This is a genomic window from Segetibacter sp., from assembly GCF_025963695.1.
Classification (GTDB): Bacteria; Bacteroidota; Bacteroidia; order Chitinophagales; family Chitinophagaceae; genus Segetibacter.
Genome location: NZ_JAOQAH010000086.1, coordinates 37,239 through 52,466, shown reverse-complemented (window position 1 = coordinate 52,466; position 15,228 = coordinate 37,239). Strand labels below are relative to the sequence as shown.

At 39.0% G+C, this 15,228-nt stretch carries 23 protein-coding genes; 1 reads left to right on the top strand and 22 read right to left on the bottom strand.

Annotated features, from left to right (window positions below; all coding sequences use genetic code 11):
• Window positions 1-15: 15 nt before the first annotated feature.
• The 21 genes from rplR to JWR87_RS15295 all read right to left on the bottom strand — a co-directional run bounded on the left by rplR (window position 16) and on the right by JWR87_RS15295 (window position 13,874).
• Window positions 16-366, bottom strand: a complete 351-nt coding sequence (gene rplR / locus JWR87_RS15395) for a 50S ribosomal protein L18 (RefSeq protein WP_297821704.1) — start codon at window positions 364-366, stop codon at window positions 16-18.
• A gap of 126 nt (window positions 367-492) precedes the next feature.
• Window positions 493-1,047 carry a 50S ribosomal protein L6 gene (gene rplF / locus JWR87_RS15390; RefSeq protein ID WP_297821702.1) on the bottom strand — a complete coding sequence of 185 codons (555 nt, stop codon included), beginning with the start codon at window positions 1,045-1,047 and terminating at the stop codon, window positions 493-495.
• A 103-nt stretch (window positions 1,048-1,150) separates the two neighbouring features.
• Window positions 1,151-1,552 carry a 30S ribosomal protein S8 gene (rpsH, locus tag JWR87_RS15385; RefSeq protein ID WP_297821706.1) on the bottom strand — a complete coding sequence of 134 codons (402 nt, stop codon included), beginning with the start codon at window positions 1,550-1,552 and terminating at the stop codon, window positions 1,151-1,153.
• Window positions 1,553-1,656: 104 nt separating this feature from the next.
• Window positions 1,657-1,926 carry a 30S ribosomal protein S14 gene (gene rpsN, locus JWR87_RS15380; RefSeq protein ID WP_297821700.1) on the bottom strand — a complete coding sequence of 90 codons (270 nt, stop codon included), beginning with the start codon at window positions 1,924-1,926 and terminating at the stop codon, window positions 1,657-1,659.
• A gap of 97 nt (window positions 1,927-2,023) precedes the next feature.
• On the bottom strand, window positions 2,024-2,602 hold the full coding sequence (gene rplE / locus JWR87_RS15375; RefSeq protein WP_297821698.1) for a 50S ribosomal protein L5: 579 nt from the start codon (window positions 2,600-2,602) through the stop codon (window positions 2,024-2,026).
• Complete coding sequence (gene rplX / locus JWR87_RS15370; protein ID WP_297821696.1) at window positions 2,602-2,940, bottom strand: 50S ribosomal protein L24; 339 nt, start codon at window positions 2,938-2,940, stop codon at window positions 2,602-2,604. Before rplX ends, rplE begins: the two co-directional genes overlap by 1 nt.
• 212 nt (window positions 2,941-3,152) lie before the next feature.
• Entirely contained in the window at window positions 3,153-3,521 is a 369-nt protein-coding gene (gene rplN, locus JWR87_RS15365) for a 50S ribosomal protein L14 (protein WP_147201818.1), read from the bottom strand.
• A gap of 151 nt (window positions 3,522-3,672) precedes the next feature.
• Complete coding sequence (gene rpsQ, locus JWR87_RS15360; RefSeq protein WP_297821693.1) at window positions 3,673-3,930, bottom strand: 30S ribosomal protein S17; 258 nt, start codon at window positions 3,928-3,930, stop codon at window positions 3,673-3,675.
• 18 nt (window positions 3,931-3,948) lie between these two features.
• Window positions 3,949-4,161, bottom strand: coding sequence for a 50S ribosomal protein L29 (gene rpmC / locus JWR87_RS15355; RefSeq protein WP_297821691.1), 213 nt, complete (start codon window positions 4,159-4,161; stop codon window positions 3,949-3,951).
• Between the two features lie 113 nt (window positions 4,162-4,274).
• Window positions 4,275-4,694 carry a 50S ribosomal protein L16 gene (gene rplP / locus JWR87_RS15350; protein WP_297821689.1) on the bottom strand — a complete coding sequence of 140 codons (420 nt, stop codon included), beginning with the start codon at window positions 4,692-4,694 and terminating at the stop codon, window positions 4,275-4,277.
• Between the two features lie 99 nt (window positions 4,695-4,793).
• Complete coding sequence (gene rpsC / locus JWR87_RS15345) at window positions 4,794-5,657, bottom strand: 30S ribosomal protein S3 (protein WP_366090780.1); 864 nt, start codon at window positions 5,655-5,657, stop codon at window positions 4,794-4,796.
• Between the two features lie 18 nt (window positions 5,658-5,675).
• Window positions 5,676-6,080: a 50S ribosomal protein L22 gene (rplV, locus tag JWR87_RS15340; RefSeq protein ID WP_297821687.1), complete on the bottom strand. Its 405-nt coding sequence runs from the start codon at window positions 6,078-6,080 to the stop codon at window positions 5,676-5,678.
• Between the two features lie 85 nt (window positions 6,081-6,165).
• On the bottom strand, window positions 6,166-6,435 hold the full coding sequence (gene rpsS, locus JWR87_RS15335; protein ID WP_297821684.1) for a 30S ribosomal protein S19: 270 nt from the start codon (window positions 6,433-6,435) through the stop codon (window positions 6,166-6,168).
• Window positions 6,436-6,518: 83 nt separating this feature from the next.
• Window positions 6,519-7,358: a 50S ribosomal protein L2 gene (rplB, locus tag JWR87_RS15330; protein ID WP_297821682.1), complete on the bottom strand. Its 840-nt coding sequence runs from the start codon at window positions 7,356-7,358 to the stop codon at window positions 6,519-6,521.
• Between the two features lie 90 nt (window positions 7,359-7,448).
• Window positions 7,449-7,748, bottom strand: coding sequence for a 50S ribosomal protein L23 (gene rplW / locus JWR87_RS15325; protein WP_297821681.1), 300 nt, complete (start codon window positions 7,746-7,748; stop codon window positions 7,449-7,451).
• Window positions 7,749-7,832: 84 nt separating this feature from the next.
• Complete coding sequence (gene rplD / locus JWR87_RS15320) at window positions 7,833-8,474, bottom strand: 50S ribosomal protein L4 (RefSeq protein WP_297821679.1); 642 nt, start codon at window positions 8,472-8,474, stop codon at window positions 7,833-7,835.
• 2 nt (window positions 8,475-8,476) lie between these two features.
• On the bottom strand, window positions 8,477-9,094 hold the full coding sequence (gene rplC / locus JWR87_RS15315) for a 50S ribosomal protein L3 (protein ID WP_297821677.1): 618 nt from the start codon (window positions 9,092-9,094) through the stop codon (window positions 8,477-8,479).
• A gap of 262 nt (window positions 9,095-9,356) precedes the next feature.
• Window positions 9,357-9,662: a 30S ribosomal protein S10 gene (gene rpsJ / locus JWR87_RS15310; protein WP_297821675.1), complete on the bottom strand. Its 306-nt coding sequence runs from the start codon at window positions 9,660-9,662 to the stop codon at window positions 9,357-9,359.
• A gap of 437 nt (window positions 9,663-10,099) precedes the next feature.
• On the bottom strand, window positions 10,100-11,077 hold the full coding sequence (locus JWR87_RS15305; RefSeq protein WP_297821673.1) for a UDP-glucuronic acid decarboxylase family protein: 978 nt from the start codon (window positions 11,075-11,077) through the stop codon (window positions 10,100-10,102).
• Window positions 11,077-12,408, bottom strand: coding sequence for a UDP-glucose/GDP-mannose dehydrogenase family protein (locus JWR87_RS15300; protein ID WP_297821671.1), 1,332 nt, complete (start codon window positions 12,406-12,408; stop codon window positions 11,077-11,079). The genes JWR87_RS15305 and JWR87_RS15300 overlap by 1 nt, the downstream gene beginning before the upstream one ends.
• An 89-nt stretch (window positions 12,409-12,497) precedes the next feature.
• Window positions 12,498-13,874, bottom strand: coding sequence for an undecaprenyl-phosphate glucose phosphotransferase (locus JWR87_RS15295; RefSeq protein ID WP_297821669.1), 1,377 nt, complete (start codon window positions 13,872-13,874; stop codon window positions 12,498-12,500).
• A 357-nt stretch (window positions 13,875-14,231) separates the two neighbouring features.
• On the opposite strand from JWR87_RS15295, the gene JWR87_RS15290 reads away from it, so the two are divergent.
• Entirely contained in the window at window positions 14,232-14,894 is a 663-nt protein-coding gene (locus JWR87_RS15290; RefSeq protein ID WP_297821667.1) for an alpha/beta hydrolase, read from the top strand.
• A 107-nt stretch (window positions 14,895-15,001) separates the two neighbouring features.
• On the opposite strand, the gene JWR87_RS15285 is transcribed toward JWR87_RS15290, so the two are convergent.
• A complete protein-coding gene (locus JWR87_RS15285; protein WP_297821665.1) occupies window positions 15,002-15,199 on the bottom strand; it encodes a hypothetical protein in 198 nt (65 codons plus the stop codon).
• Window positions 15,200-15,228 lie beyond the last annotated feature (29 nt).

Here is a 15,228-nt window from a genome sequence, read left to right as displayed (position 1 = left end):
TTTATAAATCGTTTATTAAAATTGAAGACCACCTTCTCTTGCTCCGTCAGCTACAGCTTTCACACGACCGTGGTACAAATTGCCACCCCTGTCAAAAACACAGGTAGTAATTCCCAGTTCAATTGCTTTACGAGCAATAGCGGCGCCAACCATTTTGCTTTTCTCAACTTTAGGAGCAGTTTGTGCAGCGATGTCCTTTTGTCTTGACGACGCAGCAGCCAGAGTATTTCCGGTAGTATCATCGATTAGCTGAACATAAATTTCAGCATTACTTCTAAAAACAGACAGGCGAGGCTTGGTGGCAATACCAGATACCTTCTTACGTATCCTGTACCTGATCTTTTGCCTTTTTATTATTTTATCCATTGTTATATTATTGCTTCCCGATACTGCCGGGAATGTGCCCAACCCCCTAAAGGGGAGTGAGGAGAATATTTTTAATCTGATTATTAAGATCTTTCCCAATTCCCCCTTAGTCGGGGGCCAGGGGTTTTATTTACCAGCCGCTTTACCAGCTTTTCTGCGTATAAACTCATCAGAATATCTAACACCTTTTCCTTTGTACGGCTCAGGCTTACGAAGACTGCGGATTTTTGCAGCTACAGCACCTAATAACTGGTTATCAGTACCTTCCAAATGTATTTTCGGGTTCTGACCTTTTTCAGTAACCGTTGTTACTTTAACTTCAGTCGGAACATCAAAAATGATATTGTGAGAAAAACCTAATGAAAGATCTAATGTATTACCTGCGTTAGTTGCTTTGTAACCCACACCCACTAACTCAAGCTGCTTTTTAAAACCTTCAGTTACACCTTTAACCATGTTGCTGATCAAAGACCTGTATAAACCGTGCATTGCACGATGACGGATCTGGTCAGTAGGTCGTGTTATAAGAACTTCAGTACCTGTTACCTCAACCTTGATATCTCTATCAATAGTCTGAGATAAAGTTCCTTTCGGACCTTTTACAGTAATGGTATTATCGCCGCCTACTGTAACTGTTACACCACTCGCCAATGTAACGGGTTGTTTACCTATACGAGACATTTTCTAATGTTTTATTATTTGATTGACTATTGTTGACCGGTCAGCCTAGTATAGTTTCGGCTTAATGTATCAACAACCATTTCTTTCCCTTCTTCTTTTCTCCCTAGTAGATGTAGCAAAGAACTTCTCCGCCTACATTCTGAACTTTCGCTTCTTTATCGGTCATTACACCTTTCGAAGTAGAGATGATTGCAATACCTAAACCGTTTTTCACTCTCGCAAAATCAGCTGGTTTAGAATATTGACGTAAACCAGGACGGCTTACTCTTTCGAGGCTACGGATAGCTGGTATTTTAGTAGCAGCATCGTATTTCAAGGCGATCTTAATCACACCTTGTTTATTATCATCCTCGAATTTATATTTCAGAATATATCCTTTTTCGTAAAGGATCTCAGTGATACGCTTCTTTAAATTACTCGCCGGAATTTCCACAATCCTGTGGTTAGCCATTTGAGCGTTACGAACCCTGGTTAAAAAATCTGCAATAGGATCGGTTACCATAATTATTGTCCTCCTACGTCCGCCTTTGGCGGATAATTGGAATAAAATTTAAAAAAATGAGTTCAGTTCTTACCAACAACTGTCAACCGACAACTGTCAACTTGTTTCTACCAGCTTGCTTTAGTTACGCCTGGAATTTTGCCCGCTAACGCCATATCACGAAATACGTTTCTTGATAATCCGAAATAACCTACGTAACCTCTTGGACGGCCTGTTAGCTGGCAACGGTTTTTCAAACGTACGGGAGAAGCATTTTTAGGAAGTAAGTCCAATCCTGCGTAATCACCAGCTTCTTTCAAAGCAGTTCTTTTTGCAGCAAACTTAGCAACCATTTTCTCTCTCTTTCTTTGCCTGGCTTTTACAGATTCTTTTGCCATAATGTTTAATTTCTGATTTCTGATTTTGTGATCTCTGATTTAGTTACCTGATTTAAAAAATCTTAAAATCAGACATCATACATCAGCAAATTTATTGTTATTCTTGATTGTCTTTTTTTACGTTTTTAAACGGCATACCCATTTCTTTCAACAATTCGTAAGCTTCTTCATTTGTATTTGCAGAAGTTACAAAAGTGATATCCATACCGGTAATCCTGTTAACCTTGTCAATATCAATTTCAGGGAAAATGATTTGTTCAGTAATACCAAGTGTATAGTTGCCGCGACCATCAAAAGCTTTATCGTTAACTCCTTTAAAGTCACGAACACGTGGTAAAGAAACAGCGATAAACCTGTCAAGGAATTCGTACATCTTCACACCGCGCAAAGTTACCCTTGCACCAATGGGCATGTTCTTTCTAAGCTTAAAGTTTGAGATGTCTTTTTTAGACATTGTAGACACAGCTTTCTGGCCAGAAATGGTTGTAAGCTCATCAACAGCAACGTCAACAAGTTTTTTATCAGATACAGCTCCGTTAACCCCACGGTTTAAACAGATCTTCTCCAGTCTTGGAGCTTGCATGATAGATTTGTATCCGAATTTCTTCATTAAAGCAGGTACAACTTCATTTTTGTACTTGTCTGCCAATCTCGGTTTATAAGTAGCGGTAGTCATTATTTAATTACCTCCCCTGATTTTTTTGCAATACGAACTAGTTTACCTTCCTGGCGATCACGCTTTACCTTTGTGGCAGCGCCAGCTTTAGCATCCCACAACATTACGTTACTAATATTGATAGATGCTTCTCTTTTAATCAACCCACCCTTAGTGTTCTGTGCACTTGGCTTGGTGTGTTTTGTAATGATATTTGCTCCCTCAACTACAACACGACCTTTTTCAAGAATTACTTCTAAAACCGTACGCGGTTTCTTCAGGTCTTTGTCATCACCAGCGATGACCACCACCTGGTCGCCCTTTTTGATGTTGTATTTAGGTTTAAATCTGTTGTTCACTTTGTTTGTTTTTTTGCTTATTGCATATTACGAGATTTCCAACCCCGTAACTATTTCTTCTTTTTGTTAGCCAGCCTCAATCCTTTATTCTACATCTGTTGTGTCACTCCCTTATACCACAAAACACTACTCTACACAACAAAAACGAGAAAAACGAGGCGCGAAAGTAATCTTTCGTGATCAAATCCGTCTCAAAATTCTCGTTATACTTTTTATAAAACTTCAGGAGCCAGGGAAATAATCTTCATATACCCTTTATCTCTTAACTCTCTTGCAACAGGTCCGAATATACGGGTCCCTCTTGGCTCGTCAGAGTTGTTCAACAATACCACCGCATTGTCATCAAAGCGGATGTAAGAACCGTCTTTACGACGTAATTTGTTTTTTGTACGAACGATAACCGCTTTTGATACAGTTCCCTTTTTAACACCGGCTGCCGGCATTGCGTCTTTTACAGTAACAACTATCTTGTCACCTATTCTAGCGTAGTCCTGACCGGAGTTACCTAACACGCGGATACACAAAACTTCTTTTGCACCGCTGTTATCAGCTACGTTCAATCTACTTTCTTGCTGAATCATTTTTTTAGCTTTTAGCTTTCAGCTACCAGCACATGGCCAATAGCAAATAACAAATTAGATTTCTAATATTAGCAGAGGCTTGTAGCTTGTAGCTAAAAGCTTGCGACTATTTTCCATAGCTTTTAGCCTGCAGCTAAAGCTTATGGGTTATTTACTTCACTTTCTCAACAACCTCAACCAATCTCCAACGCTTAGTTTTGCTAAGCGGACGGGTTTCCATGATCTTTACAGTATCGCCAATGCTGCACTCATTCTTTTCATCATGGGCATGGAATTTCGTAGTTTTCTTTACGAATTTACCGTAAATCGGGTGCTTTACTTTTCTTTCAGCAGCCACCACGATGGTTTTATCCATTTTGTTGCTGCGAACCACCCCGATCCTGATTTTACGCAAATTTCTTTCTAACATTGTAATGTTTATTATGGGTTAGACGCCTAACGCTCTGTTCTTTAATTCTGTTTTCAAACGGGCAACATCCCTTCTTAAAGCTCTAATGCTCATCGGGTTTTCCAAGGGAGAAATTGCATGTGCAAACTCAAGTTTCTTCAAACGAAGTTCATCTTCCTGGATACGGGCATTAAGATCACTTTCGTTCAAATCTTTAAGACCCTTATTAAATTCAAATTTCTTATTAGCCATTGTGTTTAATTTAGAAATGCGAAAATTTGAAAATTGCTCAATGAAAAGAAGCCACCACCAACTTAAATTGGTCCATCAAGTTATTTTCGAATTTCCCCATTGAGTAATTTACCTTATGCTTGCAACTCTCTGCGAACTACAAACTTGGTTTGAATAGGAAGCTTCTGAGCCGCAAGAGCAAAAGCTGCTTTAGCCACTTCTTCAGATACACCATCCGCTTCAAAAATGATACGACCAGGTTGTACCACTGCAGCCCAGTATTCGGGGTTACCTTTACCTTTACCCATCCTAACCTCTGCAGGCTTATGAGTAATTACTTTATCAGGGAAAATGCGTATCCAAACATTACCCTCCCGTTTCATTGAGCGGGTCATTGCCTGACGAGCAGATTCGATTTGGCGATTAGTTAGCCACACCGAGTCTAATGCTTTCAAACCGAAAGAACCAAAGGATAAGGTAAAGCCACGTTTAGTGTCACCTTTCATCCGGCCTTTTTGCATTTTTCTGTGCTTCGATCTTTTTGGCTGTAACATCTTATTATAGTTTCAAGTTTCAGGTGTAAGATTCTAAATTGGAAAACTTGCACCTTAATTATTCAAAATTGTTATTAAAGCCCCTTCAGGCAGGCTCGCTTATCTTCTTCCTCCACCGCCGCCTTGACCTTGGTAGCCACCACCACGATTATCTCTTCCACCACCGCCGCGATTATCTCCACCGCCACCACGGTTGTCTCTTCCGCCACCGCCACCACGGTTGTCTCCACCTCTAAAACCACCTCTGTCATCTCCTCTCCTGTTATCACCACCACCGTCTCTTCTTTCACCAGCCTCTTTACCACCAACAAAATTCGGATTCAATTCTCTCTTACCTAATACTTCACCTTTACAGATCCATACCTTGATACCAATTTTTCCGTACACAGTTTGAGCGAAAACACTAGAGTAATCAATATCCATACGTAAAGTATGTAACGGAGTACGACCTTGTTTGATTTCTTCGCTACGGGCAATTTCAGCACCACCTAAACGGCCGCTTACTTTTACTTTGATACCTTCAGCACCCATACGAAGTGCAGAAGCGATAGACATCTTAATAGCCCTCTTAAAGTTGATACGGTTCTCAATTTGTCGTGCAATTGTATCTCCTACAATGTTTGCATCTAACTCTGGACGACGGATTTCAAGAATATTGATCTGAACGTCTTCTTTATTAGTAAGCTTTTTAAGCTCTTCTTTAATTCTATCTACTTCTCCACCACCTTTACCGATAATGATACCTGGCTTGGATGTATGGATAGTAATGATCAACTTTCCTAAAGTACGCTCGATTACAATTCTGGCTATACCACCTTTATTGATACGTGCAGTAAGGTATGTTCTGATCTTATGATCTTCAATAAGCTTACCGGCGTAATCTTTATGATTACCATACCAGTTACTTTCCCAACCCTTAATGATACCTAACCTTAGACCAATAGGATTTGTTTTCTGACCCATATTTTGGTTATATAAGTTTTACGAATGATTATTTTTAGAAGCCCTGTCGTTAGAACCATAAACGTTCTTAGACACTTCAGTTGTTTTTGTATCCACAATAATCGTTACGTGGTTACTTCGCTTACGAATTCTGTACCCACGACCCTGTGGTGCCGGACGCATACGACGTAAGGTACGAGCTCCATCAACCATTATTGTTTTTACAACCAGGCTGGCATCGGCTGCACTTGTTCCTTCATTCTTCTGCTCCCAGTTGTTTATTGCACTTTTCAACAACTTCCCCAGTGGCGTAGCCGGATGCTTTGGATGATGCTCCAAAGTAGCTATGGCATTTTCCACAGCCATTCCACGGATAAGATCTGCCAGCAAACGCATTTTGCGGGGAGAAGTCGGGTAATTCATCAATTTTGCTACTGCTTCCATTTTTTATAAGTTTCGAGGCTTAAGGTTTAAAGTTCAAGGTTTAAGGTTGCTCAACTTTAAACTCTAAACTTTCAACTTTAAACTTTTATTGTTTTTTGTTACTGTGTCCTTTGAAATTGCGGGTTGGGGCAAATTCACCCAGTTTATGACCTACCATAAATTCCGTTACGTAAACAGGAATGAACTTGTTGCCATTATGTACAGCAAACGTATGTCCCACAAAATCCGGGGTGATAGTAGAGCGGCGAGACCATGTTTTAATAACAGATTTCTTAGTAGTACCATCATTTATAGCAAGCACTTTACCTTCCAGCTTAGCTGCTACGTAAGGACCTTTTTTAATTGAACGACCCATGTTAATTTGAAAATTTGAAAATTTAGAAATTTGAAAATGACGCTCCAAGCATTGAGCTATTGTGCCATTTTCACATTTTCACATTATTTAGCTAGTTTCTTACCATTGCTTCTCTGGATAATTAGCTTATCGCTTGACTTACCCCTGGTTCTTGTTTTCAAGCCCCTCGAGTATTGGCCGTTCCTGCTACGAGGCTGTCCGCCTGAAGCTCTACCTTCACCACCACCCATCGGGTGATCAACAGGGTTCATAGCTACACCTCTTGTACGTGGTCTGATACCTTTCCATACGTTACGGCCTGCTTTACCCATGCTTTGCAAACTATGGTCGCTGTTACTAACAACACCTACAGTAGCATAACAATTGATCAATACCTTTCTCAGCTCGCCGCTTGGCATTTTAAGTACAGCGTATCTTTCTTCTTTATTACTCAACTGCGCCGATCCACCAGCGCTTCTTACCAATTTACCGCCCTGTCCAGGTTGCATTTCAACGTTGTGAACAACAGTACCTAATGGCATGTTTTTCATTTGAAGCGCATGTCCAAGCTCAGGTGCCACAGCATCACCACTTAAAACAGTAGCACCAACTTGTAAACCCTGCGGGGCTATTATGTATCTTTTCTCGCCGTCAACATATTTAAGCAAAGCAATAAATGCTGTACGATTCGGATCGTACTCAATGCTAGCTACAACAGCAGGAATATTTTTCTTATCTCTTTTGAAATCGATGATACGATACATCTTCTTATGTCCGCCACCAATGTAACGCATTGCCCTTCTACCCTGGAAGTTTCTACCACCGGTACGCGTTTTAACCTCAAGTAATGTTTTCTCCGGAACGTCGCTGGTGATTTCAGCATAGGCATTACCAATTCTCCATCTGGTACCCGCTGTCGTCGGTTTATATTTTCTTAGTGCCATATTGCAATTTTAGCGGTCTTGCTGACCATACTGTTAATTCAGAAGTCAATTGAAACCCTTTTCTTTGACTTCTTACTTTTGATTTTTTACTTAGATATTTCCGTATAAATCTATGTTTTCACCCTCTGCCACGGTTACAAGCGCTTTTTTGTAAGCAGGTTTTTGGCCTTTTACGAAACCAGCTTTTGTGTAGCGGGTCTTATTTTTTCCAGGTACTACCGCAGTATTTACGTTGATTACAGTTACACCGTAAAATTCTTCCACCGCTCTTTTAATTTCGAGCTTGTTTGCTTTACGACCAACCCTAAAAGCATATCTCCTCAGTTTATCCTGTTGAAGGTTTGCTTTTTCTGTAAGTATCGGTTTTACTAAAACTTCTGTGAGTTTCATTATTCTTAATTTGAAAATTTCTTAATTTGACAATTCGAAAATTGTAGTAATCTACATTAGTACATTTTCAAATCAGCACATTACTTATGCTTCTTCTACTACCGCTTCTTCGTCAACAAAAATCCTTGCTGCACTTTCAGTAAGTACAAGTATATCTGCATTTACAATTTCGTAAGTGTTTACATCACTTAGTAAAACTGTTGCTGCATTTGGTATATTTCTGCTGCTTAGGTATAAAGTCTCGTTATACTCAGGAACTACAAACAAAGTCTTTTTATTAGATACATTTAACGTATCCATAATACTTAAGAATGTTTTAGTTTTAGGTGTATCCATATTGATATCCTCAACAACCACAATAGCATTGTCTTTAGCTTTGCTCGAAAGTGCGCTAATCTTAGCAAGATCTTTCACCTTACGATTCAACTTAATGTCGTAGCTATGCGGTTTTGGCCCGAAGATCGTACCACCGCCTTTATATAAAGGGTTACGGATATTACCTTTACGGCTTCCACCGGTACCTTTTTGCTTATGAAGTTTACGGCTTGCACCCTGCACCTCAGCACGGGTTTTTACTTTGTGAGTACCCTGACGCTGAGCAGCCAGGTATTGTTTAACAGCCAAATAAACAACGTGGGTGTTAGGTTCTGCACCAAAAATTTCTTCCGGTAATTCTACAGAACGGCCGGTTGGTTGGCCTTGTATATTTAAAACGTCTATTTGCATGATTATTTCTGTATTAAAACGATGGAACCATTGTGGCCGGGAACAGAACCACTGATTAATAAATAATTCTTTTCAGGAAAGATCTTAACGATTTTTAATCCTTTCACTTTCACTCTGTCCTGACCCATACGGCCGGCCATACGCATACCTTTAAATACACGGGCAGGATAGGATGATCCACCAATTGATCCGGGAGCTCTCTGGCGATCGTGCTGACCGTGAGATGCTTCACCCACACCATGGAAACCATGACGCTTGACAACACCCTGAAAACCTTTACCTTTTGTAGTTCCAACTACTTCAACATTCTCACCCTCGGTAAAAATATCAACGGTAATAGTATCTCCTAATGCTTTGTCTAATGAGTAATTTCTGAATTCTTTTACTATGCGCTTTGCAGTAGTGTTAGCCTTAGCGAAGTGATTAATTTCGGCTTTAGTGGAGTTTTTTTCTTTCTTGTCGCCGTAAGCGATCTGAGTGGAAGTGTAACCATCAGTATCCGCAGTTTTAACCTGGGTTACTGTGCAGGGACCAGCTTCGATAATGGTACAAGCTGTTTGCTTTCCATCGGTGCCGAAGATACTGGTCATCCCAATCTTTTTGCCAATAATACCTTTCATTGTTATGTTGTTTTAGCCTCCGATGTTGCAAGGACATTACGCTTGGCGTAATTCAATCCCCGTTTGCCATCGACCTTTTCCAAAGTCTCTCACTTGCGAGAGAGGAAGTGCCGATGGTAAACAAACCTCGAAGGGTTTGTTCATATGTCCCTCATCTCTTTAAAACAGATGAGAATTTTTTTTACTTTATCATCTCTTTTTTGTAATACTACAACTAAGAGATGATGTCTTAAGAACTTCTAGCTATTTCCTTAGGGGCTGCTTATGCCTTAATTTCGACTTCAACACCTGAAGGCAGGTCAAGTTTGCTAAGCGCATCTACAGTTCTTGAAGAAGAAGTATAAATGTCTAACAACCTTTTGTGCGTACACAGCTGGAATTGCTCTCTTGCTTTTTTATTAACGTGCGGAGAACGCAACACAGTAAATATCCTTTTGTGCGTAGGCAAAGGAATAGGACCAGTTACCACGGCGCCAGTACTGCGAACAGTTTTCACAATTTTCTCAGCAGACTTATCTACCAGGTTGTGATCGTAAGATTGTAGTTTGATTCTGATTCTTTGAGACATAATCTATCCCCAGTTTTTCCAATTAAGAAGTACAGAATAATTTTTATTTGTCTTCGTTAATCTGATTTGGGAGCGCAAAGGTAAGAGGATACATATTAGCTTCCAACATTTTAAAAAGAATTTTTGGAAAAAGTTGCAAAAAAATTGCCAATATGGGGATTAATTTCAACTGAATGCTTTTTTGATACTGGAAATGTTCCTTTTAAGATGATTTTATTTTATAAAATCGCTGTGGTTCGAACATTGCGTCCTTTTACACAACTTAAAATAACAATTCTGTGATTAGGACTTTTCGGACAATTGTATGATCTATGTTTGAAAGGGCGTTGCAGCAATGCAAATTAAAATGTTGGAGATCGTAAACAAAAAAAGCAAAAGAAGTGTGTACTTCTCTTGCTTTTACAAATTTCTATTCGATAATTACTAGTCCTTTGCTGCTATTTACTAATGAATTCTTTAGGATTTTTGTATAACTCATCGTTCGATAAGTTTTTGAAATAATCGTATGTTATTTTCAATCCTTCCGCCCTCGACACCGTTGGCTGCCACCCAAGTATCTCTTTGGCTCTTGTGATATCGGGGCGCCTTTGCTTTGGATCGTCAACCGGTAGTGGTTTATAGATAATTTTTACGTCTGATTTAGTAAGTTTCAACACTTCTTCAGCAAACTCCTTTAAAGTGATTTCATCCGGGTTTCCTATATTGACAGGACTAGCATAATCGCTCATAAGCAACCGATAAATACCTTCAACCAAATCATTAACATAGCAGAAAGACCTGGTCTGGGAGCCGTCTCCAAAAACTGTGAGATCCTCTCCTCTCAATGCCTGACCGATAAATGCAGGCAAAGCTCGGCCATCGTTCAACCGCATACGTGGGCCGTAAGTATTGAAAATTCTAATTATCCTTGTTTCAACCTGGTGAAAGGTGTGATACGCCATCGTGATTGCTTCCTGAAACCGTTTTGCTTCATCGTAAACGCCCCTGGGGCCAACAGGATTTACGTTACCCCAATAATCTTCCGTTTGCGGGTGTACCAGAGGGTCGCCATAGACCTCGCTTGTAGAAGCAACTAAAATGGTAGCCTTTTTGTCTTTGGCCAAACCCAGGCAATTATGAGTTCCTAAAGAACCTACTTTGAGGGTCTGAATAGGTATTTTTAAATAGTCTATCGGACTTGCGGGAGAGGCAAAATGTAATATATAATCTAATGTGCCGGAAACATGAATAAACTTAGATACATCATGGTGATGAAATTCAAAATTTTCTAAAGGAAAAAGATGTTCTATATTTTTTAGATCCCCTGTGATAAGGTTATCCATTGCAATAACCTGAAATCCTTCTTTTATAAAACGATCGCATAAGTGGGAACCTAAAAACCCTGCTGCCCCTGTTATTAATATTCTTTTCTTCATTAATTAAAATTTGACGGTTGTACTCCAATGCCGTAATAAGAAAAACCTGCTTCTGTAACTTCGGCCGGATCATAAATGTTACGACCATCAAAAACTACGTTGCCGTTCATGATTGTTTTTACTTTCGGCCAATCAGGCAACCGAAATTCTGCCCACTCAGTTACTAAAACAAGTGCATCCGCCCCTTTAACTGCATCTATAGCTCCCCTGGTAAAAATGACCTGTTCATCAACCATGTGTGCTGCTTCATCCATTGCCACCGGATCATATGCCTGAACTTTTGCTCCTGCTTTTAAAAGAGATTGTATTAGCACCAGCGAGGGGGCTTCACGCATATCATCTGTATTAGGTTTAAAAGACAGTCCCCATAAAGCAAATACTTTTCCTTTTAAATCGCCCTTAAAATGTTGCTCAATTTTTTTAAAAACTACGTGCTTCTGGTCGTCGTTTACAGCGTCGACTGCTTTTAAAATTCTCATATTATAGCCATAGTCATCAGAAGTATGAAAAAGAGCCTTTACATCTTTCGGGAAGCAAGAACCGCCATACCCTATTCCCGGATAAATAAAACGATTGCCAATGCGCGGATCAGAACCTATGCCTTTTCGTACCTCATTTACATTTGCACCTACCAACTCGCATAGGTTGGCAATATCATTCATGAAAGAAATCTTGGTTGCTAACATTGCATTTGCAGCATATTTAGTCATTTCCGCAGAAGGAATGTCCATGAACAATACAGGGTGTGAATTTAGCAAGAACGGATGATACAACCGGCCGAGCACCTCTTTTGCGCGGTCAGATTCTACACCAATAACAATGCGATCAGGTTTAAGAAAATCTTCAACCGCAGCTCCTTCTTTCAAAAATTCCGGATTGGAGGCAACATCAAATTCTATCTGTACCCCTCGCTTCTCAAGAGCGGCAGCAATCCCTGATTTAACCTTTTTTGCCGTACCAACTGGTACCGTACTCTTTGTTACCACTATAATGTAGTCGTCAATACAACTACCAATTGTATCTGCGACTTGTAGTACATACTTTAAGTCAGCGCTTCCATCTTCCCCGGGAGGAGTACCAACAGCAATAAAGGCCACTTGCGCCTCTTTAACAGCTTCACTAAGGTTTGTACTAAAATTTAGACGTCCCTTATTATAATTGCTCTTAACTATTGTATCTAACCCAGGTTCAAAAATCGGAAGGATCCCATTTTTCAGGTTATCGATTTTTTTTTGGTTTACATCTACACACACTACATCTACACCCACCTCAGCAAGGCATGCGCCGGTGACAAGCCCAACATAACCAGTTCCGACAATAACGATTTTCATAGAATATTCTTTATACTTTAAGTTATATGGAAGATTAGTTCAGTTATGATAACCTGCAACCATTACTGTTGCAATAATGCTATTATTATTTAGAAAGCATTCTTATCCCCACGAATACTTTTATAAACCGTTAGTACAATTATTCTTAAATCAAGCCACATTGTCCAATTCTCCATGTACCAGATATCATGTTCAATTCTGCCTCGCAGATCTTTTTTCTTTTTTATTTCTCCACGATAGCCATTGATTTGTGCCCAACCGGTAACTCCCGGCTTTACAAAGTGCCTGATCATATAGTGATTAAGCGTCTGAGAATATTCCTCAGTATGTTTCAACATATGAGGCCTAGGCCCAACTACTGACATCTCTCCACGAAAGACGTTAAAGAATTGTGGCAATTCGTCTATGTTAGATTTACGTAGAAATCTACCTATTCTCGTAAACCTGTCATCATCCCTTGTAACCTGTTTATTATGTGCTTCGTGGTTTACTTTTAAACTACGAAATTTATAACATAGAAAAGGATTATTATTTTTACCTGATCTTAACTGAGTAAAAAAAACGGGTCCCCTTGATTCTAATTTTATAAGTAGGGCTATTAGCGGGACTAGCCAGGATAACATAAAAAAGATGATGAATACACTGAAAATTATGTCGAAACTGCGTTTCTTGAGTTGACTGTCAACGTTTTCTAGCGGCTCGGTTCGAAGTGAAAGAATAGGAATATTTCTGGCAAAATCTATATGCACCTTCCTATTAATAAACATCCTAAAATCTGGAACAAACTTAAAACGGATAAAATTCGTCTCCGCTAATTGGGCTAATTCATAAATGTAAAAGTTTCTTTCAGGAGAAACGGTAGAATAAATCTCAGAGATGTTATTTTCAATAGCGTATTGTACACTATCATTTATTCGGCCCAGCATGGGAAGACTTCCGTTGCCCGAAATGTACTCCTCATCTTCAAAAAATCCTGCAACGGAGATAGACTTATAATAGCGGTCAAAATTTTCTACCAGCCTTTTTGACAATTCATTATATCCAATTACAATTACCTTTTTATTCAAAGGGTACTGTTTCCTTAAATAGTACGCTGCTCCTACATAAAGTGTCCTGCTGATTATAATTGTAGTTCCAAACCCTATAAACACTAGCACTACAAATAGACGCGAAAAACCAAAATTGTAAAGAAAAATGCTAAACAATGAAATACCAGAAAAGAGGAAGAATGAAACGACAGAGCGTTTGAAAAAATTATCGGTGCTATTTTGCTTCCCAATGTAAAGGGCAGTTATATAAGCACAGAGTATCCAGGCTCCGTTGTTTATTAAAAACAATGTAATGTATTCCTTCTGAATCGGCACGTTTTGCATCAACAACATAAGCACAAAGTGTATTATGTTAAGACACAATAAGTCGAAAACAGCAAATGAAAACCTGAAGAGGTTGGTAGACCGGCTATTCATAATTGAACAATAGTTATACGAAATGAAATGTAGCAGTCGCTAAAAGTATGTCTCGTATAAGTTCTCTTTCGCTAACAGTTTTTTAATGGTTCGTTCGTATACTAACGCAAAAATACCCTTATCAGTATTATTTGCTGAAATAATTACAAAAAGTTTTAAACACAAGAAAGTAACCATGGTAAAGCAATTAAGAAGACTAACTCCATTGCTTTGGCTTCTAATAGTTCGAATCATTTTGTCTTGAGTCTGCTACGTTTAATTTTTATCGGTAAAAGCAATGTCTGATCCATAACAATCGGTGTTCTGATTGAAACTATTTATAAGGAGTAAATTACAGCCAATTTTAAAACATCTTCAATGCGTATATTTTTCATTCCTGGTCTTGGCGAAGAGATATTTATTTTCGATAAAATACAAAGCTCAATTCCGGGAGAAAAAATTTTCATCGATAACTGGTCATTACTAACTGAGTTACCTGAAAAAGACTTGACTGCACTGGTTTATGCAAAACACATAACGGAAAAATTCCAAATAAGTAAAGAAGATGTAGTGATTGGACACTCCCTCGGGGCATGGGTTGCTTTGTGGGTAAAGGAACTAAGTCGTTGCCGTATTGTACAAATAGCAGGATGGACAGATATAAAAAAGGTAATTAAAGTGTCGCCTAGTCTGAGTTTACTTTATCTAATTGCAAAAAACGGATGGGGTCTAAATAAGTTAGTACGGGTTCTTCTGTCATTACTGTATTCGAAAGAAGCGTCAAAAGCTGTATTATTATCAATTTTTGACAAACTAAAACAAGCCGATAAAACCACCGTTGCTAAGCAGTTAATGGTTGTTTACAATCCAATCAGCCATGCTCCTTCTACTAATCCCGACTTAAGAATTCATAGTAAAAAAGACTTTATCGTAAGGCCGCCGGACGAAGGGTATGCAGTTATGAAAGGGGACCATTTCGGCTTATATACATTTCCTGACACCGTATACAAACCAATTGTCGATTTTTTAGCCCGGTCTTAGCAATCCTAGCCCTTGGTAAATAAAAAATAATATCTCTATGGAAAGCATGAAGGATACTTTAAAAAATCCTTTAAAAAGTTTCCCTATAGCAGCTAAGAACTTCGTTGTTAACTCTTGGCAAACGAAGGCAAGAGACCTTTTATACCCTCAGGAAGTAGTTCCTTAATTACTTTCTCGCCAATTTCTTTTATGTCAGTTTGAACTTTTTGTTTTTCAAGTTCAGTCATTTTAGAATATCTCCAATAGGCAAATGCAGCAAGTCCCGCTACAACTAAAACTTCTGAAATTCTTCCTTTTTGTGACATAATGTTTAATTTATTAAATGATAATATTT

Coding starts and splice junctions, on each gene's coding strand:
- rpsC (WP_366090780.1), bottom strand. CDS start 5,657: ATGGGTCAGAAAACAAATCCTATTGGTCTAAGGTTAGGTATCATTAAG.
- JWR87_RS15285 (WP_297821665.1), bottom strand. CDS start 15,199: ATGTCACAAAAAGGAAGAATTTCAGAAGTTTTAGTTGTAGCGGGACTT.
- rplC (WP_297821677.1), bottom strand. CDS start 9,094: ATGAAAGGTATTATTGGCAAAAAGATTGGGATGACCAGTATCTTCGGC.
- rpsN (WP_297821700.1), bottom strand. CDS start 1,926: ATGGCAAAAGAATCTGTAAAAGCCAGGCAAAGAAAGAGAGAGAAAATG.
- rpsS (WP_297821684.1), bottom strand. CDS start 6,435: ATGGGTCGTTCAATTAAAAAAGGTCCTTACGTAGCAGCTAAGCTGGAA.
- rplF (WP_297821702.1), bottom strand. CDS start 1,047: ATGTCTCGTATAGGTAAACAACCCGTTACATTGGCGAGTGGTGTAACA.
- rpsJ (WP_297821675.1), bottom strand. CDS start 9,662: ATGTCTCAAAGAATCAGAATCAAACTACAATCTTACGATCACAACCTG.
- rplP (WP_297821689.1), bottom strand. CDS start 4,694: ATGTTACAGCCAAAAAGATCGAAGCACAGAAAAATGCAAAAAGGCCGG.
- rplE (WP_297821698.1), bottom strand. CDS start 2,602: ATGACTACCGCTACTTATAAACCGAGATTGGCAGACAAGTACAAAAAT.
- rplW (WP_297821681.1), bottom strand. CDS start 7,748: ATGAAACTCACAGAAGTTTTAGTAAAACCGATACTTACAGAAAAAGCA.
- rplV (WP_297821687.1), bottom strand. CDS start 6,080: ATGGAAGCAGTAGCAAAATTGATGAATTACCCGACTTCTCCCCGCAAA.
- rpsQ (WP_297821693.1), bottom strand. CDS start 3,930: ATGTTAGAAAGAAATTTGCGTAAAATCAGGATCGGGGTGGTTCGCAGC.
- JWR87_RS15290 (WP_297821667.1), top strand. CDS start 14,232: ATGCGTATATTTTTCATTCCTGGTCTTGGCGAAGAGATATTTATTTTC.
- JWR87_RS15305 (WP_297821673.1), bottom strand. CDS start 11,077: ATGAAGAAAAGAATATTAATAACAGGGGCAGCAGGGTTTTTAGGTTCC.
- rplN (WP_147201818.1), bottom strand. CDS start 3,521: ATGATTCAGCAAGAAAGTAGATTGAACGTAGCTGATAACAGCGGTGCA.
- rplB (WP_297821682.1), bottom strand. CDS start 7,358: ATGGCACTAAGAAAATATAAACCGACGACAGCGGGTACCAGATGGAGA.
- rpmC (WP_297821691.1), bottom strand. CDS start 4,161: ATGGCTAATAAGAAATTTGAATTTAATAAGGGTCTTAAAGATTTGAAC.
- rplR (WP_297821704.1), bottom strand. CDS start 366: ATGGATAAAATAATAAAAAGGCAAAAGATCAGGTACAGGATACGTAAG.
- JWR87_RS15295 (WP_297821669.1), bottom strand. CDS start 13,874: ATGAATAGCCGGTCTACCAACCTCTTCAGGTTTTCATTTGCTGTTTTC.
- rplD (WP_297821679.1), bottom strand. CDS start 8,474: ATGCAAATAGACGTTTTAAATATACAAGGCCAACCAACCGGCCGTTCT.
- JWR87_RS15300 (WP_297821671.1), bottom strand. CDS start 12,408: ATGAAAATCGTTATTGTCGGAACTGGTTATGTTGGGCTTGTCACCGGC.